22 protein-coding genes and 3 pseudogenes are annotated in these 23,373 nt (G+C 68.8%); 13 read left to right on the forward strand and 12 right to left on the reverse strand.

The features are described 5' to 3' along the window. Window positions 1-257 precede the first annotated feature (257 nt). The 6 genes and pseudogenes from NCC78_RS02375 to NCC78_RS02400 form a co-directional block, all read left to right on the forward strand. Window positions 258-1,298 (forward strand): DUF4192 domain-containing protein, encoded by a 1,041-nt coding sequence (locus NCC78_RS02375; protein ID WP_250791420.1) that lies wholly within the window; start codon window positions 258-260, stop codon window positions 1,296-1,298. Window positions 1,299-1,303: 5 nt separating this feature from the next. Next, window positions 1,304-1,756, forward strand: a complete 453-nt coding sequence (locus NCC78_RS02380; protein ID WP_250791422.1) for a hypothetical protein — start codon at window positions 1,304-1,306, stop codon at window positions 1,754-1,756. Window positions 1,757-2,009: 253 nt separating this feature from the next. After that, entirely contained in the window at window positions 2,010-2,288 is a 279-nt protein-coding gene (locus tag NCC78_RS02385) for a hypothetical protein (RefSeq protein WP_250791424.1), read from the forward strand. A 261-nt stretch (window positions 2,289-2,549) separates the two neighbouring features. Continuing rightward, window positions 2,550-3,245 carry a GGDEF domain-containing protein gene (locus NCC78_RS02390; protein ID WP_250791425.1) on the forward strand — a complete coding sequence of 232 codons (696 nt, stop codon included), beginning with the start codon at window positions 2,550-2,552 and terminating at the stop codon, window positions 3,243-3,245. Then, window positions 3,242-4,537: a hypothetical protein gene (locus tag NCC78_RS02395; RefSeq protein ID WP_250791426.1), complete on the forward strand. Its 1,296-nt coding sequence runs from the start codon at window positions 3,242-3,244 to the stop codon at window positions 4,535-4,537. Before NCC78_RS02390 ends, NCC78_RS02395 begins: the two co-directional genes overlap by 4 nt. Before the next feature lie 706 nt (window positions 4,538-5,243). Beyond that, a pseudogene (locus NCC78_RS02400) lies at window positions 5,244-5,384 on the forward strand (IS110 family transposase); the annotation flags it as partial. A 411-nt stretch (window positions 5,385-5,795) separates the two neighbouring features. Here the strand turns inward: NCC78_RS02400 and NCC78_RS02405 are convergent. The 7 genes and pseudogenes from NCC78_RS02405 to NCC78_RS02435 all read right to left on the reverse strand — a co-directional run bounded on the left by NCC78_RS02405 (window position 5,796) and on the right by NCC78_RS02435 (window position 10,981). Next, window positions 5,796-6,941, reverse strand: a complete 1,146-nt coding sequence (locus tag NCC78_RS02405; protein ID WP_250791428.1) for an isopenicillin N synthase family oxygenase — start codon at window positions 6,939-6,941, stop codon at window positions 5,796-5,798. After that, a complete protein-coding gene (locus NCC78_RS02410) occupies window positions 6,938-7,762 on the reverse strand; it encodes an SMODS-associated NUDIX domain-containing protein (protein WP_250791430.1) in 825 nt (274 codons plus the stop codon). Before NCC78_RS02410 ends, NCC78_RS02405 begins: the two co-directional genes overlap by 4 nt. Beyond that, the gene (locus NCC78_RS02415) at window positions 7,759-8,265 is read right to left on the reverse strand and encodes an ATP-binding protein (RefSeq protein WP_250791431.1); all 507 of its coding nucleotides are present in this window, start codon (window positions 8,263-8,265) and stop codon (window positions 7,759-7,761) included. The genes NCC78_RS02410 and NCC78_RS02415 overlap by 4 nt, the downstream gene beginning before the upstream one ends. A 95-nt stretch (window positions 8,266-8,360) precedes the next feature. Then, window positions 8,361-8,963, reverse strand: coding sequence for a nucleotidyltransferase family protein (locus NCC78_RS02420; protein WP_250791433.1), 603 nt, complete (start codon window positions 8,961-8,963; stop codon window positions 8,361-8,363). 167 nt (window positions 8,964-9,130) lie between these two features. Continuing rightward, window positions 9,131-9,398 (reverse strand): annotated as a pseudogene (locus NCC78_RS32370) (transposase family protein); the annotation flags it as partial. 121 nt (window positions 9,399-9,519) lie between these two features. Beyond that, window positions 9,520-10,116 carry a MarR family transcriptional regulator gene (locus tag NCC78_RS02430; RefSeq protein ID WP_250791435.1) on the reverse strand — a complete coding sequence of 199 codons (597 nt, stop codon included), beginning with the start codon at window positions 10,114-10,116 and terminating at the stop codon, window positions 9,520-9,522. Window positions 10,117-10,135: 19 nt separating this feature from the next. Next, a complete protein-coding gene (locus NCC78_RS02435) occupies window positions 10,136-10,981 on the reverse strand; it encodes a hypothetical protein (RefSeq protein WP_250791437.1) in 846 nt (281 codons plus the stop codon). Window positions 10,982-11,138: 157 nt separating this feature from the next. On the opposite strand from NCC78_RS02435, the gene NCC78_RS02440 reads away from it, so the two are divergent. From NCC78_RS02440 to NCC78_RS32375, 3 genes are read left to right on the forward strand one after another with little or no spacing between them, the layout of a single operon-like run. After that, window positions 11,139-11,420 carry a multiubiquitin domain-containing protein gene (locus NCC78_RS02440; RefSeq protein ID WP_250791439.1) on the forward strand — a complete coding sequence of 94 codons (282 nt, stop codon included), beginning with the start codon at window positions 11,139-11,141 and terminating at the stop codon, window positions 11,418-11,420. Then, window positions 11,395-12,567 carry a ThiF family adenylyltransferase gene (locus tag NCC78_RS02445; RefSeq protein ID WP_250791441.1) on the forward strand — a complete coding sequence of 391 codons (1,173 nt, stop codon included), beginning with the start codon at window positions 11,395-11,397 and terminating at the stop codon, window positions 12,565-12,567. Before NCC78_RS02440 ends, NCC78_RS02445 begins: the two co-directional genes overlap by 26 nt. After that, window positions 12,564-13,028 carry a ubiquitination-like system serine protease family protein gene (locus tag NCC78_RS32375; RefSeq protein ID WP_372495035.1) on the forward strand — a complete coding sequence of 155 codons (465 nt, stop codon included), beginning with the start codon at window positions 12,564-12,566 and terminating at the stop codon, window positions 13,026-13,028. The genes NCC78_RS02445 and NCC78_RS32375 overlap by 4 nt, the downstream gene beginning before the upstream one ends. Before the next feature lie 101 nt (window positions 13,029-13,129). Here the strand turns inward: NCC78_RS32375 and NCC78_RS02450 are convergent, their stop codons facing one another. Beyond that, window positions 13,130-14,359: an IS3 family transposase gene (locus NCC78_RS02450; protein ID WP_250791443.1), complete on the reverse strand. Its 1,230-nt coding sequence runs from the start codon at window positions 14,357-14,359 to the stop codon at window positions 13,130-13,132. Between the two features lie 62 nt (window positions 14,360-14,421). Here NCC78_RS02450 and NCC78_RS02455 point away from each other — a divergent pair. Beyond that, window positions 14,422-14,613, forward strand: a pseudogene (locus NCC78_RS02455) (hypothetical protein); the annotation flags it as partial. 165 nt (window positions 14,614-14,778) lie between these two features. On the opposite strand, the gene NCC78_RS02460 reads toward NCC78_RS02455, so the two are convergent. Then, entirely contained in the window at window positions 14,779-15,312 is a 534-nt protein-coding gene (locus NCC78_RS02460) for a hypothetical protein (RefSeq protein ID WP_250791445.1), read from the reverse strand. Window positions 15,313-15,597: 285 nt separating this feature from the next. Continuing rightward, window positions 15,598-16,539 carry an IS3 family transposase gene (locus NCC78_RS02465; protein ID WP_250791447.1) on the reverse strand — a complete coding sequence of 314 codons (942 nt, stop codon included), beginning with the start codon at window positions 16,537-16,539 and terminating at the stop codon, window positions 15,598-15,600. 106 nt (window positions 16,540-16,645) lie between these two features. On the opposite strand from NCC78_RS02465, the gene NCC78_RS02470 reads away from it, so the two are divergent. The 3 genes from NCC78_RS02470 to NCC78_RS02480 all read left to right on the forward strand — a co-directional run bounded on the left by NCC78_RS02470 (window position 16,646) and on the right by NCC78_RS02480 (window position 19,124). Continuing rightward, a complete protein-coding gene (locus NCC78_RS02470; protein WP_250791449.1) occupies window positions 16,646-17,617 on the forward strand; it encodes a hypothetical protein in 972 nt (323 codons plus the stop codon). Between the two features lie 265 nt (window positions 17,618-17,882). Beyond that, complete coding sequence (locus tag NCC78_RS02475) at window positions 17,883-18,257, forward strand: hypothetical protein (RefSeq protein WP_250791451.1); 375 nt, start codon at window positions 17,883-17,885, stop codon at window positions 18,255-18,257. A gap of 87 nt (window positions 18,258-18,344) precedes the next feature. Continuing rightward, window positions 18,345-19,124 (forward strand): transposase family protein, encoded by a 780-nt coding sequence (locus NCC78_RS02480; RefSeq protein ID WP_250791453.1) that lies wholly within the window; start codon window positions 18,345-18,347, stop codon window positions 19,122-19,124. A 35-nt stretch (window positions 19,125-19,159) separates the two neighbouring features. Here the strand turns inward: NCC78_RS02480 and NCC78_RS02485 are convergent, their stop codons facing one another. Next, on the reverse strand, window positions 19,160-19,717 hold the full coding sequence (locus NCC78_RS02485; RefSeq protein WP_308220855.1) for a methyltransferase family protein: 558 nt from the start codon (window positions 19,715-19,717) through the stop codon (window positions 19,160-19,162). 299 nt (window positions 19,718-20,016) lie between these two features. Beyond that, window positions 20,017-23,247, reverse strand: a complete 3,231-nt coding sequence (locus NCC78_RS02490) for a S8 family peptidase (protein ID WP_250791457.1) — start codon at window positions 23,245-23,247, stop codon at window positions 20,017-20,019. Window positions 23,248-23,373 lie beyond the last annotated feature (126 nt).

The raw sequence follows: 23,373 nt of genomic DNA on the forward strand, positions 1-23,373 counted from the left end.
CGCCCATGCGCCCGGGGCGCGGCACCACCATCTCCTCAGGCGGCCACCAACCGGTGGCCGCCTTTTGCTCGACTGAACCGTTCGCCGCGGATATCTCTGCGGCCCTGAGCAGGTGCCATCCGAGCCCTGCCTCCCACGGGCGGCCTGCGGCTGGCGCCTGCTGGCGGATCGGCGCTGCGCGCGGCGGCAGCCACGACAGCGCGGTCCCGCCGGCGTCCCACTCCTTCACCGACCCCACTCTCTGTTGGGAGACCCTCGTGTCGTTCTCCGAGAACAAACTGACGGTCCGATCCTCAGCCGACCTGGCGACCGCGGTGCCGTACCTGATCGGCTTCCATCCCGGCGACGGCAGCATCGTCGTGATCGCCTGCCGAGACCGGCGGATCGTATTCGCCGCCCGAGGCGACCTACCGGCCCCCGGATCCCCCGCACACCACCTGCACGAGCTCACCGCACACCTCGTCCCGGTCGTGCAGCGGCAGCAACCGATCACCGACCTCGTGATCGTCGGCTACGGCGCCCAGGGACACGTCGACCCGGCACTGCGCGCCGTCGACGATGCGTTCACCGCCACCGGCCTGGCCGTGCGGGAACTGCTGCGGGTCACCGAAACCCGCATCTTCAACCTCACCTGCGACGATCCCGCCTGCTGCCCACCACACGGCACCCCCTTCGACCCCACCGGCTCGCTCATCGCCGTGCACGCGACCGTCGCCGGGCTCGTCGCACGGCCGGACCGGGCGGCGGTGGCCAGCCGCTTCACCACCGACGACGCCACCGACGACGCCACCGGCGACGGCATCCGACACGCCACGAACGAGGCCACCGCCCGCATGGCGGCCTTGAAAACCGCCGGCAGCACCGCGGTGTACGAGGCCGGTGCCCACGCGCTCCGCGGCGCGCTGCGACAGCACGACGGCGGCGCACGTCTCACCGACGACGAGGTGGCCTGGCTGACCGTGCTGCTGACGCACAGGCCCGTGCGGGACCTCGCCGTTGACCTCACCCAACCGCACGACCAGCACGTCACCTTCTGGGCCGAGGTCACCCGCCGCGCCGACAAGCCGCTCGTGCCGGCGCCCGCGACCGTACTCGCGCTCACCGCATGGCGCTGCGGTGACGGCGTCCTGGCCGTCCTGGCCGCCGAGCGTGCCCTGCAGCTCGACCCCGACTACCAGCTCGCCGACCTGCTCCTGCAGGCCCTGCACGCCGGTCTGCCGCCCTCCGTCGTCGAGCAGGCGATCACCGGCACCCACCCCAACCCATCGAACCCGAACGCCCCCTCAGGACAGGAGTAACCACGGTGGATCCCATTCGCAGCATCCTGCTGTCTCTCGCCCGCACCGCCGAAGAAGCCCGACTGCGCTGGCACGCCGAACGCGCCGCCCTGCGCGCCCGCGGCGAAACGCCCACCCGCACCCAGGCATTCGCCTACGACGTCCAAGCCAACCTCTGCCTGATCACCGCGATCACCGCGGCCGACCTTCCGGCGAACTTCCGCCTCTACGACACCACCCTGTCCCGAGACCCCCTCACCGCAGCCGCGCAGCTTCGCCAGGTGACCTCCGCCTACGACCACAGCGGCCCGATCGAGGCCGCACACGAGGCAGCGCGGCTGGCCTACAAGGCGGCGTTCGCCGAGCCGCTCACCGCCGAGGAACAGCACTACGTCGACCTGCTCGCCGACCTGCCCGCCGCACGCCGCGACAAAATCATCGAAGTGGCGGAGGAACGCGCCCGCCACCTGCCGGCATGAGCATCGGCGCACCCGCCGCCGGCACCCCTGCTCGCCCCCTATTCGGGGCGCATCAGCGCGCCGTGCTCCCTGCCCGGCAGCGGGCGGACCAGACCCCGCAGGCGCCCAACGGCGTGGGCCACGACGGGGGAGTGAGCCACGACGACGCAACTCTCCGCCCGGCAAGACCATCCAGGTCAGTGGCCGTAGCTGCACCACCTGCTGCGGGCGCATGACGTGCCGGGCATGGGCAGCAACCCCAGGAAAGGAACCCATGAGCCTGTACACCCTCACACCCAAACCCGGGTTCGAGCGGTACACCATCCAGGTCGGCTGGAACCCCCACCGCACGTACGTCGCCACCGTCGTCGACTTCACCTGGGACCCGGTCACCGACCCTGACCACGAACCCGACACCGTCCACCTCGGGCGGATCGAGGCGATTCTCGACCCGGCCGAGGTGCTTCTGGCCGTCGAACCCTACGCCGAGATACCAGCCGACCTACCGGCCAGACTCCGCGCCGACCAGGCCGCGCACCCGGTGCGCCGCTGACACCAACCCCCGGTTGGCTGACGTCGCATCGGCCGCCAACGGCTGCCACCAACTCGCAGGTACGCCGCTACGCGCACTGCTGACTGAATCGCCCCGATGAGGCCTCCTCGGGGGAGGTCGTCGCCATCACCGATGCCGTGAGCCCGAGCGCACGAACCCGTAACCCGGCCCGCCATAGGCGGGCCGTCGTCGTATCAGGACCCGGGACGCGCCGCCTAGGAAACGTCCGCGTCCCGGGTTCTCCTGCAAAGGAGGAACCCAGTGTCCCTACCACTGATCATGATCGCCACCACGGTGGTGGCCCTCGCCCTGGGCAGGCTCACCGCCTGCCCGACGATCCACGGCCTCCGCACCCAACTCGCCGACGCCACCTCGGCGATGCTCCACGACCCGCTCACCGGCATGCTCAACCGCGCCGGCCTGCAGGCCGCGCACGCAACCCTCGCCACAACCGCCCCCGCACGGCCCATCATCGTCGCCCTGATCGACCTCGACGACTTCAAACACGTCAACGACACCCACGGCCACGACCGGGGAGACGACGTCCTCATCGAAGTCGGCGACCGCATCACCGACATCGCCGCTCTTCACGGTGGCACCGCCGCGCGCCTCGCCGGCGACGAATACGCCGCGCTCCTGCCGGCCCGCACCGACGACCTGGACCGCATCGCCGACACCTTCGCCACGATCATCTCCCAGCCCGTCGCGCTAACGGCAGACGGCAGCCCCGCCACGGTCACCATCACCGCCAGCGTCGGCCTGGCCCTCGTCGACACCAGCGGCCCCCTCACTGAGGTTGCCCTGCACCGCGCCGACATCGCCATGTACCACGCCAAGCGGCATGGCCGGAACCGACACGCCATCTACCAGCCGGGCATGACCATGCCGCCCGACCAGCACCGTCGCGGACATCGCCTGCGCGACCGCCGCCAGCCGAGCGACGGGGCCAGGGCATGACCGCCCCGCGCGAGGAGATGGCCTGCCAGACCTGCCTCTCCCCGCTGAACACCCTCGGCGTGCCGCCCACCTACGTACACCCGACCCACCTCACCACCGACGGACACGACCCGACACCCGTCCCGGTCAGCAAGCTCGACACCGTCCGCCGCAGCTGCGACTTCTGCGGCGACGCGTACCCGATCTGGGCACTGCGCGGCGGCGAGGTTACCGCCATCGCCATCGGCCCCACCGCAGGGCTGGTCCAAGACTTCGGCCACTCCTGGGCAGCATGCGCGACCTGCCAAACCCACATCGACGAGGGCCGCAACGACAAGGTCATCGACCGCGCGGTACGGGCACTTGGCCTCGCCAACCATCCACAGGCACGAGAACGAATCCAGGAACTGCACCTCGCGTTCCTCAACGCCCGACTGCCCGGCCGGACGCTCATCACGACGACCGCCTGGCCGGCAACCACCATCGCCGCCGCAGAGCTGCCCAAGGTACGCGACCGGCTCACCCGCTTCTACCGAGGCACCGACAACCTGCCTGCCACGCTCGGAATCACCGACCTACGGGACCAGATCGCCACCGGCCTGGACCGATCACACCTGTACTGGATCGACAACGACTTCACCGACCTGGCCGAGCACGCCGCAGCACAGCTTCCCGACGTACACATCAGCCGCGACCTCATCCCCTCGGCCAACGGAATGCTCATCTGGCCCCGGCCAGTGACACACCGGCAGCTCACCGCCGCATCCTGGACCGACACCATCGACGGCCGGCAGGTGGTCCTCTACCGCACCATCGGCGCGGGACTCGACGGCAAACCGCTGCAGCGGCTACGCGAACAGGTCGGCTGGCTCGCACCCATGAGCGCAGCCCACCTCCCCGAACAGCACCTGATACCCGGTGACCACCCGGCGGCAGCGCTGGTCGCGACGTGGCTGCTGATCGCCCAGCAAACCGCAGAAGTCACCACGGCAGGAGTCGACAAAGCCGTCGCCAAAACCTACGCCCGCACCAACCGGCCCGTACCCGAGGTGCGCATCGTGCGCATCCGCGGCCGCCGCACCAACCCACGGCCGGATCAGGAACCGACACCAGGCAGCCAAGGGCGCTCCCAGAGCAGCCGGTTCTGGGTCTCCGGCCACTGGCGCAACCAAGCCCACGGCCCAGGCCGATCGCTGCGCCGCCCCGTCTACATCCACCCCTTCCTCAGGGGCCCCGACGACGCGCCGATCAAGCTGAGCACCACCGTACGCATGCTCAGCAGCCACCAACCCAAACCTCAAGATCATAAGTAGATAGCGATGTCGGCGGTGGCACAGTTCAGCCCATCCCACCGCCGACATCGGGAGCTTGGTCACCGATGGGAGGGTGCCGCAGCCGACGACGCAAGAGAGTGCAGGCCGCATCAGCGGCCGGAAGGCCCTCGGCATCTCCGACATCGAGTCCAGCGATGCGGCAGTAAGGCCGCGCTTGCGTGCCTCAAGACGGCCCGCAAGCGGGCCGCGCCGGCCCGGCCCCGGCCTGCTGGCGACGCCCGACCGGCATCGGCCGGGCCGGACGGCCACGCTGCGGAGGCGTAAGGCATGAGCAGCTGAGGCCGTGACGATCGACATCGGGGTTGCTCCCCGTCGAGGGTGGGGCGATGCTGCCGCGCAGCAGAGCTGCTTGCTCTCAAGTCTCGCGGGCGCTCCCTGTGGTTCGACGACGTCGAGAACCAGGGCGTGCACCATCCCCCCGTTACCTTCTGATCGTCCCCAGCCGAGGACTGCTCGGTCGCCCGGCTCGGCACGACTTACCGCCCCTGCCGTACGGATGATCCGGGGGGCGTTGTCGCCGGGCCGGGTCGCGTCGGATGGACCGCTGATAGGGACACGACCACCCACGCTGTTGGGGTAGGTCTCTTCGTAACGTGGGTGCCGGCAGTCGACGCCAGACTGGCGACCGAGCCGGGGGGACGTCGCGGGTAGGCGATGCAGTGCACAGTGACAACTACGAGGTGTCCTCGATGTCGGTAAGGACGGCCATCACGCCGTCGCGCTGAACGCTGACGGCAAGCGCCTGCACGATGCCGCTCTGGTCAATACCGAGGGCAAGCCGCGGCAGGTGTTCGGCAAACTCGCCAAGCACGGCCGAGTCCTCGTGGCGGCTCACCGCTCAGGACATCAATGATGTCTTCGAGGGGACTCGACATCCCCGTCGTTGCCCTCGACTGGCGTGATGCCATCACCGAGCTGCTCTACGGAGACGAGGAAGAGGATCAGCAGTTCGGGAATCCTGGCGCAGATCGGTGATTCGATGACGTTGTCCGGGCGCAGCTTGGGGGACCTTGAGCGGGGTAGTGGGTGTTGAGGGCCCACCTGCGCAGTCCAAGTCTGCGGGCGTTACGGGGCAAGGTGGGTGCTGTGTCTGCGCGTCGTGGCCATCGCTCCAACTAGGGCTTTCAAGTGTTGTCGCCGCCGACCTATCAAGATCGTATCGATTCCTTGCGTAGAGTGACGGGTCCCACTCGGCGGTGCGTCCGTTGTGGTTGCCGCCCGCGACCGCCGTCGAGGCTCAGCGCGGGCGGAAGTCACCACCGGTGCGCTGGCGGAGGGTGACGCGGGAAGCAGTGCCGGACGGCTCCGTGATGTAGTAGCGCGAGACCCCGGCCGCGAATCCCGGTGGCGGGCCGGCGTGCTCCTTCTCCCAGGCCAGGCACGCCGCCACTAGAGCGTCGTCCATGCCGGGCGTGCTCAGCCGCGCCGCGACGTCGTCGACCTCGCCAGCGCCGACGTAGCCGAGGTCCCGCAGCCGCCGGTAGAGCCGATGCCCGGCGGTTATATCACCGGACGGCGCAGTTGGCCGGACGTGAGCGAAGCACGACACCGACAGTCGAGGTCTGGCAGTCGCCTCAGCGTCGGCGTCAACCCAGTGCACGGGCGCCGGCACTCCCGGCACGTCGAACTCAAGGAACTCGCAAGCGTTGCCATAGATCCACGGCCCAGCCGGCGCCGGCCTGACCGCCCGCGCTGACTCGTCCCAGAACCGCAGCGCCGAGTCCGTCGCCAGCAGTTGCCAAGTCCAGTGCCCGATGTCGCGGTGAGGGCTGGCCCTGACAAGGTCGATTGCACGCGATCCGTCGCCGACCACGCGCAGCCCGACGATGCCGGCGCCGGACGCACCGTAGGCAGTGTCTAGCGGGTGGGTGCGTGGCTGTCCGGGCGGCATCGGCGGATACCACTGTAGGCGCAGGAGCCGTTCGCCCATCGCCAAAGGCCCGGCGAGCCGTCCGAACGGCATAGCCAGTGCCATCTCCACGGCTTCGAATGCCTCCAGGGTGAGCCGGTCTAGTAGTTCGCCGAGGTCGGTGGCGAGGATGGCGAGGTGCTCGAACTCGGGGCGGGCGATCGGCAGGCCGTAGAACGCCGGGGTCAGACCGTGCAGTGGGTGCTCCGGAGGCACGCTCTGGTGGAGCACGAGGTGGCTGCGCAGTTCGCGGAGTGGGCCGGTGCTCTCGTCGCCGTCGGCGGTGAACCCGAACTGGCCACTCGTCGTCATCGCCGCGGCGCCAAGCAGTCGCAGGTCGTGCAGCCGGACGAACTCCGCGGCGCATGCCTCGCGTAGCTCGCCGATTCGCCGACGGGCGGGGTCTGCGCCGGTAAGCGGCAGCCTATACCAGCCCCGGCGCAGCAGCGTCTCTACATCGTCGGCGGTGGTCACGAGCGGGTCCGGCCGAGCAGCCACACCGCCGTCGGGGCTATGTCGTAGGTGCTCTGCGTAACTCCCGCCGCGGCTCGGCGCTCGATCTCCTCCTGTGTGGCGAAGTGCAGGTTCGGGTCAGGGTTCGCCTCGTGCCGGCGTTTGAGGTCACGCAGTGCCTCGGCTTGCCGCTCGGTGGGCCGCAGCTCGTAGACCTCTGCGATGATCAGCTGGCGCAGCCCGGAGAAGGTGTCATGTCGCAGCGGAAAGTTGCGCGTGCCGAGGTAGGCACAGTCGAAATACGGGAAGTCCTCGCCCCTCAGGATGCCCGGCTCGATCAGCTCCTCGTGGAACTCGCGTACCGGAAACAGCTCCCGGTCCTGCCGCGACTCGAACCACCGCAGCAGGCGGTGCACGCTTCGGCCCGGCAGCCGGAGCCGCAGGTCCTTCTTGCTCCGGGCGTCGGGCGCGAAGCGCGAGTCGTGTGCGGCGTCGAAACGCTTGACCATCTCGCTGTCCTCAAGCCAGTACTTGAAGACCCCCCCGACCGGTTGGAACTGCGTTGTGATCCGGTGCCCTCGCACGAGCAGCTGGGTGCCGTCGACGGGCACGGCGACCAAGTATGCGATGGATACCCGGATCTTCGTAGCCCGGTAGACGGTGCCCGCGAGCACGGTAGTCCACAGATACTTGCGGTCGAAGATCGCGATGCGGGTCGTCAGGTTGGTCGCCGCGATTCCGGCAACCACCAGCGAAATCTCCAACAGGTACGCGTCGCTGCGAAACCAGAAGCCGAACGTGGCGAAGACGAGCGCGACCACGAGCAGCACCACGCTGATCATCGGGCCGCACCGCGGCTCGGCCGTTCCGCGACAGGACTGTCAATGCCAAGGTACCCCTCGGCGAGATGACGGGCGGACGCAACGAGAGCATCCAGCGCACAGGTCGAGTCGAACACGCCGGCCATCACCGCTGTATGTACCAGCGCACTGAGCAGATCGACGGGAATTGTGGACGGCATAGCCCGCAGGTTGGCCTCGTTGATGCGGTCAGGACCGCGCAGCCGGTTGCGGCGCAGCCGGACGTCGAGTGGCGCGTGCAGGTAGATCAGTGCGTACCGCCGGGTCGAACCCTCAGGACCGGTGAGCTGTCGGAGCAGGTCATCGATGATCGGCATCTCGACAAGCGCCGGTTCGGTCGCGTGTCGTAGCTTCGCCGCCAACGCCCGGGTGGCGTCGACGACGACGTCGTCCCATGACTGCAGCAGGAGTGCGCCCTCGTCGTTCACCGTGGCCCGACCGTCCAGCAGTCCTGCCCCATGCATCTCCCTGAGCAGGTCGTCCATGCTGAACGACAGCGGGGCCGGGAACCGTTCGCGCCACATACCCTCCAAGGCGCTGCGAACGAGTGTCTTGCCCGACGCAGGTGGTCCAACGATGATCAGTGTGGGTAAGGGCGGTCCGCACTGGCCGTCTCGACAGTGAGTTTCGGCCAGCGCTGCAACCATTGCTTCTCCAGGGTTCGGCGGCGAACGAGATGCGTCGTCTCCGGATCGCCGGACGTCGGCCGGACCACGAGTCGCAGCAGGTCCGACAGGCCATAGGGAGCAAGGATCCGCGGTTTGTTCACGTTGGCGATCCCCACAGCCGTGCACGTCTCCGGCCACCAGCTGACGGCGTCGGCAGTTGAACGGTAGGGGTCGTGCCCGTTGCGGAGGTGCATGCGTGCCTGGTTCTTCACGGAAAACGGCAGCCCTGGGAACCACTCCGCGAGCCGGATCTCCGCCGTCCGCTCCGCGGCACGGCCTCCGCCGCCGCCGGCACTGTCGGTGGTGTCGAAATAGACGACATCGATGTCGTTGACGGGCGCCGCGGTATCGTAGCCGTGCAGGTGGTCCCAGACCGCGTTGCGGACGAACCCGGCGGCGATCCAGCAGTCGGGCAGGCCGAGTTGTTCAACGGTGGTGACAATACGCCGCCGGAGCGGATCGTCGAGCACGATGCCGGCGACCTCGGTGACATCGCTCATCGGATAGCCGCCCATCTGCGCTAGTTCGACAGTTCAATGGTATCGCCGCATGACCGGGCGAGGCTAGGACAGCACGGCGTTCGCGCGTCTTTGCCTGTGGTGGAGCCTATGGGTGAAAGCGGTAAACCGTCGTGTGACAGGCCTGCCTGTAGGTCTTGCGGCATGCGGTGACGTCGACGATGGGCGATTTGGTCAACCGGTCGTCGGCGCCCCGGCGCCAGGGCCAGGAGTGGACCGAGGGTTCGATGCCCCGGTGCGTGGCAGAGTGGACACCCGAACAGCGGGCCGATCTACCGCATGGTCAGGTTCGTGCGCCAGTAAGCAGCCACCAGCAGCACCCGATCAGGCAGGTCCAGGGCGCACTGCCGGCCCGGCCGGCCGTCGGGCGATGGCGTCACCGCCACGCTCGGCGACCAGGCGGACCAGCTTGCGGAACTAGGCGGGCTGCAACCTGGTGAACGGGCAGACAGCTCAGGGGTTGCCGCGCGCTCTTGCTCAGTCGACCCTATCGATTCATCGTCGAAATCGTTGCCCGAAGGGTGCCCTGGGAGTCGCACGGGACGTTCGGATTTCACGCAACGCTTGGCATCGCGGCAGGTGGGGACGGTGTTTCGTAGCTGAACTCTTTGCCGCCGCGTTCGGCAACGCGTCGATGGCGGATGAGTGCTCGGGCTGCGACCAGCCGCTTGAGGCGGTTGTTGGCATTGGGCGCTGATATCCCTAACCGGTCCGCCAGATGAACCGCAGTAAACCTGCCTAGATCGCCGGCGGCATGATAGGTCTGGTTCAGCACGGCCGGGGCGCCGACGAGTCTGACGCCCTCGGCGTTCGCCATGGCGGCTACCAGCTCGCGTCGCTGCAAGCAGACGGTCATGGATTCGAAGTTGTCGTCGTTAAGGCCGGTCAGCAGGACGACCGCGGGTGGTGCGTCGAGCGAGGTGCTCAGCATCCCGTAGTACCGGCCGAGGAACTCGTCGGCGAAGCTGATGCTCATCGCTACGACACCGGTGAAGTCGATGGCAACAGTGCCGTCAGCAGTGGCAGCGGCGAGGGTGTCTTCAAGTTCGCGCAGTGCAGTCTTTGCAAGCGCCCTGGTTGCGAGGAAGGTGCCGTGCCGGCGAACGGCGTAGGTGGTCGGCAGCGCGGGATCCGGTTTCACCTGCGTCATTGAAACACGTTGCGGACCGTTACGGAACCCGAACGCGGAGCCACGCCCATGCGCCCCTGATCGGAGTGGTGACATTGCGGCAGGTGATGATCCGTTTTTGACGCACGACGACGCTGGCAATCGCGCTGCCGCTACGTAGTACGAGTCTGCCGACGCCACCTCGCCTGGTGGCGTCGAGAAGGTCGCTCAGGCCGTAACCCCGCATCTGCTGGGTCCCGGTCACTCCAGCGACCAAGGCGCGACGGAGCGCCGTCTCGTCATCAGCAATGTAGGCGTTCGTGGGGTTTTGCCGAAGGTGCGGCAGTACCCCGATGCCGGCGTCGCAGACGGCGAACTCCAGACCCGGTCGCTTGCTGGTTAGGCCGCTGTACGCCTGTGCCGCGACGAAAGCGCCGCTGGACCCCGCCCGCCCGTGGGTCACTGCGTTGTCGATCAATTCGGCGATGCCGTGGAATGCCGCCATGGCGGTTCGATTGCTGAGCTGCGACTCGCCCATGCGTCCGAGGCTCTCGGCGATGCTGTCGGCGTTCCCAGGAGACAGCGCCGTCACCTCCAGCAGCTTCGTAGAGCAGTCCACGCGGCGCTGTGAGGTGAGGGTGCCGTCGATCGTCGCGATGGGCGCGAGCAGGTCTACGACGTTCATCCGCTGCAGGTACGACGCGACGTCCTCATCGTCAGGCATTCGCAGGACGACGTCACGGCCGTCGGTGGAGGCACTGGACGCGAGCGTGACTATCGCGGTGAGCTCTTGCGGGCCGGCGAATCGAAGGCGTCGGGCGTCGAGCACTAGTTGATCACTGTCGATGAAGCTTGCCGAGATCTCCGATCGCAGGAGGGGGTGTCGGCCGGAGAGATCGATCAGCACGACGTCCAGCATCCCAGTCGCGCCGCTGAGCGGGCGATCCGGCTCACCGTCAAGCCGCGCTCAGACCGCACCGAGGGTGGCGGATCGCGGCATCATCTGTTTAAATTGACCCGATGAAACCGGCGGGCAAGTCCGCCACGAAGCGAGGAGCGCCCCTATGACCATCGAACAGCAGGCCGTCCCGCCGCCGCGCGAGAAGGACAAGCACTACGCGATCGTTGTGAACGCGCAGCCGTTCACTGTCGCCACCCACGAGGTGACCTTCGCGCAGATCGTCAAGCTGGCGTTCGGCGCGCAGGGCGACGACCCGGACAAGACCTTCACCATCACGTACCGCAAGTCGGACAACGCACACCACGACGGCACGCTGGTCGAGGGCGGCACGGTCAAGGTCAAGAACGGCACCGTCTTTAATGTCACTTCGACGACTCGCTCGTAGCGCTGACCTGGTCCGCCTGCGTGACGAGGGGTACGAGATGGCCGTCGACAACGGCCATCTCGTCATCTCCCACGTCCCGTACGTGACGCCGGGCCGAACGGTCGCCTACGGCAAGCTGATCTCCGTGCTCAACCTGGCCGGCGACGTGACGGTCAGACCCGAGGACCACGTCGTCTACTTCGACGGCGCGACGCCGTGTGACCAGCACGGGCAGCCCCTGCGCAAGGTCATCAACAACAGTCAGGCGTTCACCCTCGCGCCCGGCATCACCGCGCAGCACCTCTTCTCCAGCAAGCCCGCCGCCGGGTACACCGACTACCACCACAAGATGACCAGCTACATCCGAATGCTCGCTGGGCACGCCCAGGCCATCGAACCGCAAGCCACGGCCACCACCTTCCCCGTCATCGAAGCTGCCGTAGACCAGTCGGTCTTCCTCTACGAAGACACGGCCTCCAGCCGAGCCGGCATCAGCGCCATCTCCGCGACTTTGCAAGTCAGCAAGATCGCGATCGTTGGTCTGGGAGGCACCGGCGCCTACGTGCTCGACCTGCTAGCCAAGACGCCGGTCGGCGAGATACACCTCTTCGACGGCGATACTTTCCTGCAGCACAACGCTTTCCGCGCCCCCGGTGCGGCATCGATCGAGGAACTGCGCAGCAAGCCGAGCAAGGTCGCATACCACTACGAACGGTACAGTCGGATGCGGGCCAGCATCATGCCACATGAATACCACATCAGTCTCGAAACGGTCGCGGAGTTGCAGGACATGGACTTCGTGTTCCTGACCATGGAGGGCGGCGCCACCAAGCGGCACATCCTCAACAAGCTCAGGGACTACGGTCGCCCTTTCATCGATGTTGGCTTGGGTGTCTACCAGACCGCTGGCGGCACGCTGGGCGGCATCGTGCGAGTTACCACCAGCACCCCGGAACATCCCGCCGACCAGCGACGCATCCCGTGCTCCGACGATGACGACAACGACTACAACCGCAACATTCAGATTGCCGACCTCAATATGCTCAACGCCGCGATGGCCGTCATCAAGTGGAAGAAGCTCGTGGGCTTCTATGCAGATATGGAAGAGGACTTCTTCAGCACCTACACCATCGACGGCAACCACATCACCAACGAGGACAACCGGTGACGCGCCGTGACACCGTACGGCACGAGTTCGTCGACTACGTCCCGTCTGAACTAGCCGACGGGACGATATACATCAGCGTCGAGTACGCGACGGCGGTACATGCCTGCTGCTGCGGGTGTGGCCACAAAGTCGTTACGCCTCTTCACCCGGCCCAGTGGAAGCTGACGTTTGACGGCGAGTCGATCTCACTTGACCCATCAGTGGGCAACTGGAACCTGCCATGCTCATCCCACTACTGGATCAGGCGCAACCGCGTCCGCTGGGCCGGCGCATGGAATGAGGACAGAATTGCGACCGGTCGGCGCAGGGATCGGCTCGCCCTGCAAGGCGCCGTAAACGACACGCTTCCGCCGGTTGTTAGGGATTGCGTAGAGCCAGTACGCCAGCCGCTCGGACGGCTGAAGCGCCTACTGCGCCGCATCCGCCGGCGTGATGGCGAAGCGAGCTCCCAGACTCAGTGACCTGCCAGGCGCGCGACTGTTGGCGGGCAACGGGGCCTGGTGGGGTGGTGGGGCCACGCGGATGTCCCGGCTGAGGTCCCCCCGCTTTCGCGGAGTGGTGGTTACCTGGCGCCGGTTGGCTCAGGTTGAACGATAGCTGTCATGGGTTGGTTGGCCTGGTTGGTGTGCCAGGCGGTCTCGTACTCGTCGGGGCTGAGGTAGCCGAGGTCTTTCTGGAGGCGGCGGGAGTTGTACCAGCCGTCGATGTAGGCGAAGATCGCGTTCTCGGCCTCATCGCGGGTACGCCACGAGTTCCGGTACACGAGTTCGATCTTCAAGGTGGACCAGAAGTTCTCCATCAGCGCGTTGTCATACGAGTCGCCGACCGAGCCCATCGAGGGCAGGATCCCGTTGTCTGACAAGCGTTCCGCGAACTTGATCGAGGTGTAGTTCGACCCGCGGTCGCTGTGGTGGATCAACTCCTGGTCACGCACGTCGCGGGACCAGATGCCGTACTCCAAGGCGCCGAGGATCAGTTCGGTGTTGCAGCGGTCGCCGGCCTTCCAGCCAACGATCCGATTAGAGAATGCGTCCCGCACGGCGGCGACCCAGAACACGCCCTCACCGGTCGGGATGCGGGTGGCGTCAGCGACCCACAACCGGTTCGGCGCCGCCGCGGTGAACTGCCGGTTCACCAGATCCGGCGCCGGCGTGGCTCGAGGGTCCTGGCGGGTGGAGCCGCCGCGCCAGCCCCGGCGCAGGAACGCGCCCTGCCAACCCTGCGCGGCCATCAACCGCTCCACCCGCTTACGACCGACGCGAATGCCGTCGCGGCGTAGCTGCTGGTGGACACGGTCAGCGCCGTAGGTGCGATCCGAGGCCTCCCAGACCTCGTGGATGTTGCTCAACAAGCCCCGATCGACCAGGTCCCGGTCGCAGGGCTGCTCGGCCTGACGCAGCCAGCCGTAGTAGGTCGAGGCGGTGATGTTCAGGACCCGTAGCAGGAGCGCGACCGCGAACTGGTCACGGTGTTCGTCGATGAACCTCATGACCGTCGCCGGGTCGGGTCGAGCTCCGCTGCGAAATACGCGCTCGCCGCCTTCAGGATCTCGTTCGCCCGCCGCAGCTCCGCGACTTCCTTGCGCAGCCTGCGGTTCTCCTCGGCCATCTCGCTCGTCGGCCGGTCCCTCACCGCGGTCGGCCTCGTCCTGCCGGATCCAGTTCCGCAACGCCTCCGGATGCACGCCCAGCTGCTCGGCCAGCCGCTTGATCACCGGCTTCGGATCCGACTCCCGATACAGCCGAACGGCACGTTGCCGCAGCTCATCCGGGTACTTCTTCGGTGCTGCCACGAAAGACTCCTCCCCACGGCCATCAGACCATGATCAGAAGACTCCGTGAAACCGGGGGGACCTCAGCCCTCGCCACCCTCCATCTGATGGCCCGCCACATGGACGCGGTCCTCCCGCACGCCGAGCCCATTCTGGTCGACGTACGCCGCGGCGAGACCCACCGCATGCCCGAGGGTGCCAAGCCCGACCAGATCGAGCAGTGGCTCCCCGGCGAAGCCGCCGCATTCCAAGCAATCTGGTCGACGGCCGCCTGACCCCTACAGCGAGCGCCCCACCCTCACCGGGGGCGCTCGTCTGCCAGCAGGGCCGTCGGTCAGTCGTGGAGGCAGGCCGACGGGGTGTGGGATCTCGTCGGCAACGTGCAGGAGAGCCGTCGGGCGTCCCCGGAAGCGGGGGCGTCACCGAGGGCTCTCACGTGGTCAGTTGCTGAGCCAGTAGGTATGCGTGGCGGCGGGCGACGAGTCGTAACCGCCGGTGTCCCCGTCGTACCGGCCCACCTTGACCTCCACCGTGTACCTCTGACCGGCATTGACGTACTGCTCGTACCTCCGGTCGTCCCCGGTGTAGAACCTGCTGGTGTAGGCGCCGTCCAGGTTGTCGAACACCACGGCCTTGACGCGGTTGCCGCTGCTGACGCAGTAGCAACCCGCGTAGATGTTGACCCAGACCCGCGCCCGGTAGCCGTCGGCGCTCAGGTCTTCGACGGTGATGCTGTATGCCTGAAGTTGGTGCGTACCCTGCCAGTCGCTCCCCCAGGTGGCGCCGGAGACGGCGGCCCGGGCGACTCCACCGGAGTAGTGCACCTTGCGCGGGAAGTTCTGGTGCCAGTCGCTGTGATCGGCCGAGGCGGCGGTGGCCGGCATGCCGACGACGGCGACGACGGCGACCACCGTCAGGGCCAGGGCCCTCCGCGTCCTGCGGAGCAGCGTGGATGGAGCGTCGTGGAGAATCATCGCCGCAGACTAGCGCTGTCCCTAGTGGAGCGTGTGCCCTGTGACGCACAACGACTCGAACGTGACATACGCGAAAAAGACGGTCTCGCGGGAGGCGCGGGATGGAAGGGCCACCCTCGGCACCGGCCGGCCGGCCGCCCGGAGGCTCGGGGCCCCCGGGCGGCGGTGGCGGGTCAGGCGCTGAGGTGCTTGGCGATGTGCACGTCCGGGCAGACGTTTGCCGTTGAACGTTAGCCGAGCGCCTTCGGCATACCTTGTCAAGCCCCGGGTTTGATGGAGAGTTGGTTAGCTGGTTTTCAGGGGTGCGGTGACCGGCTGGGTCATCGCGTGTAGGGCCTCGTGTTCGTTGGGCGGGATGTGCGCGAGCTCGCCGTGCAAGCGGCGGTTGTTGTACCAGTCGATGTACTCGACGGTGGCCATCTCCAGGTCGTCGAGCCCGCGCCACGGACCTCGGTTGCGGACGAGCTCGGCCTTGTATAGGGAGTTGAACGCCTCGGCCATCGCGTTGTCGTACGAGTTGCCCTTGGACCCGACCGAGGCGACAGCGCCGGCCTCGGCGAGCCGTTGGCTGTAGCGAATCGCTCGATACTGGGCTCCCCTGTCCGAGTGGTGGACCGGTTTGCGCAGGTCAGCGCCCTGACTCTCGCGGCGCCAGATCGCCATCTTCAGCGCGTCGAGAGTCAGATCCGTGTAGAGGCTGGTGGCGACCTGCCAGCCGACGATCATGCGGGAAAAGACGTCGAGAATGAACGCGGCGTACACCCAGCCCACGCTGGTGCGCACGTAGGTCAGGTCGGCGACCCACAGATGGTTCGGATGTTCCGCGGTGAAGTCACGTTTGACCAGGTCACCCGGGCGGCCGGTCTCGGCTGCGGGCCGGGTCGTGCGCGGCGTTTTGTCGCGCAGCAGCCCGCGCAGCCCGGACTCGCGCATCAGCCGCTCGACGGTGCAGCGGGCCACTCGCACACCGCGTCGGCGCAGCTCGTGCCAGATCTTGCGAGCGCCGTAGACGCCGTAGTTCTCCGCGTGGATCCGCTCGATCATCGCGGTCAGCTCCTCGTCGCGCCGCGACCGGGCCGAGGCCGGGCGGGTCTTGGCGGCGTAGTAGGTCGACGGTGCGATCTGTGCCGGCGTGTCTTCGAGCGCCTGCAGGACCGGCTGGACACCGTGTTCGGCCTTCTGGGAGTCGACGAAGTCGGCCGGATTCGTGGGACAGGACGAGGCCAACGACCCGCGGGTCGGCGGCCTCGTCGCGTACGGCTGATCGTGCGGGTGAAAGCCTCATATTGACGGCCCGGTCGCCCGGGGTCGACGATCGGGGAGGGAGGTCGCCATGCAGAGCATCGACGTCGACCAGCTGAAGCGGGTCCTGACCGCAGAGAAGACCAGGCGCTTCGAGGACGTCCGCAGGCTCCACGCCGTAGCCCAGTCGCAGCGGGGGCGGCGCCGCAGACGCGGCGGCGACGTGCGGGACCGCACTCGGCAGGAGCTGGATCAGGCCTTCCGCCGGCACATGCCGGACGCGGCCGGCTACTTCGAAGGCGTGCAGGAGGACTTCCGGCGCGGCCTGCGGGACCGCCGCCGGGCCCTGGCCGTGCTCGGCACGGCACGGCCCCCCGCCACGCCGGAGTTCACGACGCTGGACACACCGTTTCTGATTTGGGGGCTGCGCAACGGCCCCCTCGGCGGCACGGACGCGGTGAACCTGTTCGAAGAAGTCCACTACGAGGCGGGCGCTAGCTGGGTCAGGTTCTGGTCGAGGCACGGCTCGGACAGCGACTTCTTCGCCTCCGACGAGGTGAACTTCTACTTCTTCTGGCAGAACACCGCGACCGACGCGGTCGTGAACGTCCACTCCTTCCTCATGTTGGCCGGCCTTTTGGGCGCCTACGCCGAGCCCGGGTGGTTCTGGTCGCCGTTCTGGGGCGCGAGCACCTTCGGGCACTGCACCAGCGTGGCCGAGGCGCACCTGACGGTGCGGCAGTGGTGGGAGCAGCCGCCGACGCAGCCCCTGCCGCAGGTCGACCAGATCAACAGGGTCGGCTCGTTGTCCGTCAGCGGAGGCTGGAGCTTCTGGTCCCCCGGGAGTTCGGAGCTCCTGCCGATCTCCGGCAGCGCCCACGTGGCTTACGACACCCTGTGGGTTCCAGCGAACGGCGTGGTGGTGTTCGAGGTTGGTCTGCGGATGCACTACAGCGGCTACGACGGATCGGGGACCAGCTACTTCGACTGGGACAACTTCCGATTGGTCTGTCCGCAGGTGCAGTTGGAGATTCTGACCGGAACACCGGTGGTGCACCCCTGAGGCGCACCACCGGTAGATCTTCGCCTGTCCTCCCGGCGCCGTCGTCGCGAGATCGACGTGGCGGGAGTCTGTCCCTTCCGCCGACCGCGACTGGACCTGTCGGTGTACGACGTGCCGCTGCTGCTCGGCGACGAGGCCGACCCGTTCTGGGGCGCCGCCGCCGGTGCGTGAACGGTCGCGCGGCGGAAGGGGCGTGCGCGTCCCGGGCTCCACAGATCAGTAGGTTTCCGGCCTGATCGAACATTTGTACGAGTAGCCTGCCCTCGTGGAGTGGCGGACGCGCTGGCACATCACGATCCGCTGGGACCGGGCCGACAACTCGCCCGCCGGGGTGACCGTCGTCGAGCGCCTCGTGGACTCGACCGCCCGGCTGCGCCACCTGATCGCGCGGGCCCGCGCCGACCCGCACGTGGTCGCCTTCCCCTACCGCCAGGTCCGCGCGCTGGTCGGCAACGAGCCGCAGCACTGCCGCGCCGGCCACGCCTACGCGGGCGGCTCGGCGACCCGGCCCGTCCGCGACTGGTGGCCCTGCTCCTGCGGCGGGCACCTCGTGCTGCGCTGCCGCCGCTGCCCCGACGTCCTGGCGGACCCGCCGGTGGCCGCCGACTGCGACCCGAAGGGGCAGGCCACGTCTCCGTGACCCGCCCGGGTTGGTCCGCCTGGCGGACTAAGGGACGTCTCGTAACCCCGGTGGTGTCTGCTGAGGACGGTCGGTCAGGATGCTCGGGTGCAGGTGATCACCGCAGCGCACCCTGGGTGGATCTTTCCGTTCACGGGGCTGCAGCCCGCCCAGTTCCGCAAGCTGGTCCGCCTGGTCGCCGAGCGTGGCGGGGACGCCATCGCCGACGGCCGGCCAGGCCGGCAGTGGGCCCTCGACCTCGCCGACCGGGTGCTGTTGGTGGCCACCTACTGGCGCACCAACCTGACCATACGCCAGATCGGCCCGCTGTTCGGGGTGTCGCACTCCGCGGCGCATCGGGTCATCGACACCCTCGCGCCGCTGCTGGCCCTGGCGCCGGTGCGTAAGCGACCGGTCGAGCAGATCGCCATCGTCGACGGCACCCTGGTCCCCACCCGCGACCATCGCCTGGCCGCTCGGAGCAAGAACTACCGGTACTCGACGAACCTGCAGGTCGCTATCGACGCCAGCACCCGCCTGGTCATCGCCGTCGGCGACCCACAGCCCGGCAACCGCAACGACACCATCGTCTACCGCAGCTCTGGCATCCAGGAGAAGCTCGACGGGCGGCCGGTGATGGCCGACGGCGGCTACCGCGGCAACCCTGAGGTGATCATGCCGTACCGCAAGCCCACCGACGGCAGCGACCTTCCGGCCTGGAAGGAAGCCCTGAACGTCCACCACCGAACCGTTCGAGCAGGGGTCGAACACGCCCTGGCCAGGATGAAGTGCTTCAAGATCCTTCGCGACTACCGCCGCGCCGCCCACACGTTGGCTGACGCCGCTTCCGGCATCGCCAACCTCCACAACATCATCCTCGCTGGCTGACCGCCGGTCTGGCCCCGGGCAACGCCTTCACCCAGTTACGAGACGTCCCTTAGCGTGTCGGCGCCGTTGTAAGTCTGGCGTAGCCGGCCGATCCGGGGGACGAAGCGTCCGACTCTGGCGGCATAGCGTCGGTAGTCGTCGCCGTGGGTGGCGATCAGGTAAGGCTCCTCGACCGCGCGAACTTGCAGTTGCAGCGCCACTACCAGGACGAGCAAGGCGGCGAGTGCCACCGCGTTGGGGACCATGAGTGTCAGCCCGAGTGTGCTGGCCGCCATGGCGGTGAAGATGGGATTGCGGGCGAGCGCGAACGCGCCGTCGGTCACCAACTCGGTGCGTTCGGACGGGTCGACGCCGATGCGCCAGGAGGTGCCCATGGCGAGTTGGGCGGCGAGCGTGGCGGCGGTGCCGGTGACGGACACGACCAGGCCGACGATGTGCAGCGGTCGGTGGTCGAGGCCGGGCAGTGGCGGCAGGCCCGCGATGGCAGCGGCCGGGCCGGCGAAACCGAGTGCGAGGGCGGCGACGAACAGCAGCTTGGCCCACCAGCGCAGGGTGGCCGCTACCAGGGTGGGCAGCTTGGGACGGGAAGCTATCGAAGATCATGAGGAGGGTGACTGACCGCGTCTCGTAGTCGGACGGTGGGATGCGGTCAGTGTGGCTTCGGTGGGTGGCGGCGCTTGGGGAAGGGCTGCCGCGGCGAAACGCTGGCCGGTGCGGTATGCCGAGCACGCCCAGCCGCGATCAGCGACCGATCCTCACGTGCGCACCACAGCCCGGCAGAGACTCTGCAGCCGATCGCGGTCGCCGGTCCGCCCCGGGACGTACGGTTGATCGTCGGACGCCGGAGTCCGGGGCGGCATCGCCATGTAGCCGCCCCGGACTCGGCCGTCGTTCACGCGATTCGGTAGGCCCGCTGGATCGTCTGCGTCACCGTGTTGCCGGCGGTGTCGGTGGCTGTCAGGCGCAGCGACACGAAGCCGGGCCGTCGCGGATGGGCGATGCGGGCGACGTCCCGGAAGACCGGCAACGCGACCCAGGTCCTGCCGTCGTCGAAGGATGCGGCGACGTGGAGCGTGCGGCCCGGCGCGGCGGCTGAGCCGGCCTGCCGGTCCAGCGCTACGGGGATGGTCATAGTGGTGCCGGCCCGTGCCGTGTTGGTGTCGTCGAGTGCGGGCATCGGCCGGGCCGTCGTCAGGGGCAGCCGCTGCGGCGTCGACGTGTGCCCGGAGGTGAAGGTCCAGGCCACCGAGACCGACGTCGACAGCGTGTCGGGGGCGCCGCGGGTCACGGTGGCTTCCAGGCGGTAGGCGGCCTTGGCGGCGGGCACCGGGAAGTCCGCGTACGGGCCGTCCGCGGTGGCGATCTCCTTACCGTCGCGCGACAGCCGGAGGTGGACCTGCAGGTCGTCGCGGCTGGCGGGGCGGCCGGTCGCGTCGCCGAACAGGGGCGGCGATGCGACCGAGATGGTGTCGCCGTCGCGGCCGGCGTACCCCAGCGGTGACCAAGCCGGGGCCTGGCCCACCGTGGGGCCGAAGGGTGCCGCGTTCCAGGTCTGGGTGTAGGTCCTGCCCGGCTGGTAGGTGTTCTCCTGGGTGGTGAGGTTGTCGCCCTCGAGGAACGTGGACGTCCAGACGAGGCCGCCATCGGTGTTGTAGTACTCGGTGGCGTGGAACGGCAGGTCGAACGACGTGCTCGAACCGATCGGGCCCGGGCCGCCGGGGGACGCCGCGCGGTGGAACCGGACCGCGGTCGCGGTGGTGGACTGGCTCCGGTAGGTCGCCTTGACGGTGGCGAGATTTCCCGGTGACAGCTTCCTGGTCAAGCCCGTGAACATGTCGCCGGCACGGACATACGCCAGGTCGTACGTGTAGGGGCTGTTCCGGAAGGTTCCGTCCGGGCCCGGTCGGGCGAGCCCGATGCCCAGCGTCGCGGTGAACTCGGGGGCGGCGACGGCGGGCCCGATCCGGCCGAAGAAGACGTCCCCGAAGGACACCCCGCTGAGCTGGACACCCGGGTAGCGGACACCGTCGTCCCAGTTCGCGCTCACGTTGATCGCCAGCGGTGCGGCGTCGGACTGGGGCACGGTCAGCGCGACCGGGCGGGCCGTACGGGCGTCGAGCGCCTCGGTGACCGGGCCGCGTACGTCCAGCACCGGCTGCACCAGCAGGGTCGACACGTCGCCCTCGTGGATGGTGCTGTACAGCGCGTAGCGGCCCTTGGGCAGCCGCAGGGTACCGCCGCCGGGTTGCCCGACGAGCTTGCTGAACTCGCCGGTGGCCAGGTTCGCCGCCACGGTCTCGTACTCGGTGGCCGGTCCGCCGTCGCGTCGGGTGTGGTCGAGCCGGACGTCGTAGCTCTCGATCTCCCGGTTGAGCGCGAACGGCGTCCGGACCCGCAGGTCGCCGGCGGCCGTGGCGATCAGCGCGCCCTGGTAGACGCCGTCGGGGGCGTCCACCCGGGTGTCCACGGTGATCGTCGCCTCGGCGCGGCCACCGGCCGGCACCACCAGGGTGGCCGGGCTGACGGTGATCATGCCGGCCGGCGCCGGGGTGACGGCCAGGGAGAGGGTGACCGGGGCGGTGCTGGTGTTGCGGTAGCCGATGACGCGGGAGAACGGGGTGTCGTCGGCGTGCGGCCAGCGCTGGACCGGGAAGTCGATCGCGCCGACCTCGGCGGCGATCGGCTGGGCGACCGCGCGGCCGATGTCCACCCGGCCGGCGCCCAGCTCGTAGAGGGTGTTCTCGGCGGCCGGCTCGGTCGAGCCGAGCAGGGCGGCCTTGAGCTGCGGGCCGGACCAGTCGGGGTGCTGTCCGGCGAGGATCGCGGCCGAACCCGCCACGTGCGGGGTGGCCATCGAGGTGCCCGACATGGTCGCGTAGCCGCCGCCGGGGGCAGCCGCCACGATGTCGACGCCCGGCGCGCTGATCTCGGGCTTGATGTGGTTGTCGCCGATCCGGGGACCTCTGCTGGAGAAGTACGCCCGCTGGTCGTCGGCGTCGACCGCGGCGACGGCGAGGGCGTCGTCGGCGGAGGCCGGCGAGGAGACCGACTTCGGCTTGCCCTCGTTGCCGGCGGCGGCCACGAAGAGCGTGCCGTACCGGTGACTCAGGTCCTGGACCGCCGTCTCCAGCGGGTCCAGGCCCGGCGTGTCGGTGCCGCCCACGCTCAGGTTGACCACTCTGGCCTGCGGGGCGGCCCACTGCATGGCGGTGATGATGTCCGAGTCCTGGCACTCGTAGGTGGCGCAGACCTTGCCGACGATCAGCTTCGCGCCCGGGGCCACGCCGCGGTGTTTGCCGCCGGAGGCGGCGCCGCTGCCGATGATGGTCGACGCGACGTGGGTACCGTGGCCGACCGTGTCGCCGGGGTCGTTGCCGCCGGTGAAGTCCCGGACCGCGGCGAGGTGCCCGGCGAAGTCGGGGTGGCTGGCGTCGATGCCGGTGTCCAGCACGCCGACCGTGACGCCGGTGCCGTCGAAGCCGGCGTCCCAGGCCGTCGGGGCGCCGATGTGCGGCACGCTGCGCTCCAGGGAGACGCGGCGCTTGCCGTCCAGCCAGACGTGGGTGATCCCGGTGGCGAGGGTGCGTTCCGACGACGTGCCGCGCGTGAGCGACGTCCAGAGCGTGGCCCGGTCGTCCGGGTCTGCCCGGACGACCAGCGCGTGGGCGGCGGGCAGGTCGGCCCGCACCCGTGCGGCACCCGCGACCGCGGCGGACCGCGCCTGCGCCGCCATCTGTTCCGGGTACGCGACCAGCAGTGGCAGTTCGGCCCTGCGGTCGTCGTAGCCGAACTGGTCCAGCGTGGTGAGGTCGAACAGCCGGCGGTCGAGTTGCCCGGCGCGCAGCAGCGGCATCGCGTCGGCCGGGACGACGTACCGGTGGCCGCCCTCCTGGCTGCTCACGAACCGCATGCCGGCCCGCCCCGGTCCCCGCTGGATCTCCGGACGGCCGTCGGCGTCCAGTGACACCCGGTCCCCCGTGATCAGCGTGAAGGTGCCGGGCGTGCCGGGGAGCGTGGCCTCGGGCCGCTCCTGCGCGTCCGCCGAGTGAGCCGTCAGGCCCGCCGCGGTCAGCGCGGTCGCGAGCAGCCCGGCTGTCAGGGCGCGTCGTTGCCGTCGTCGCACATCGTCCTCTCCGCCACGGGTCTCTCCCGGGACGGCACGATGACGCCTGGCCCGAGCGGGGGGTTGATCTTCGAGGGTGTGATAGCGGTCACAGTCGTGACCCGTGCCGGCGCGCCTGATTGCCCC

The sequence above is a fragment of the Micromonospora phytophila genome (genome assembly GCF_023656545.1).
Lineage (GTDB): Bacteria > Actinomycetota > Actinomycetes > Mycobacteriales > Micromonosporaceae > Micromonospora > Micromonospora phytophila.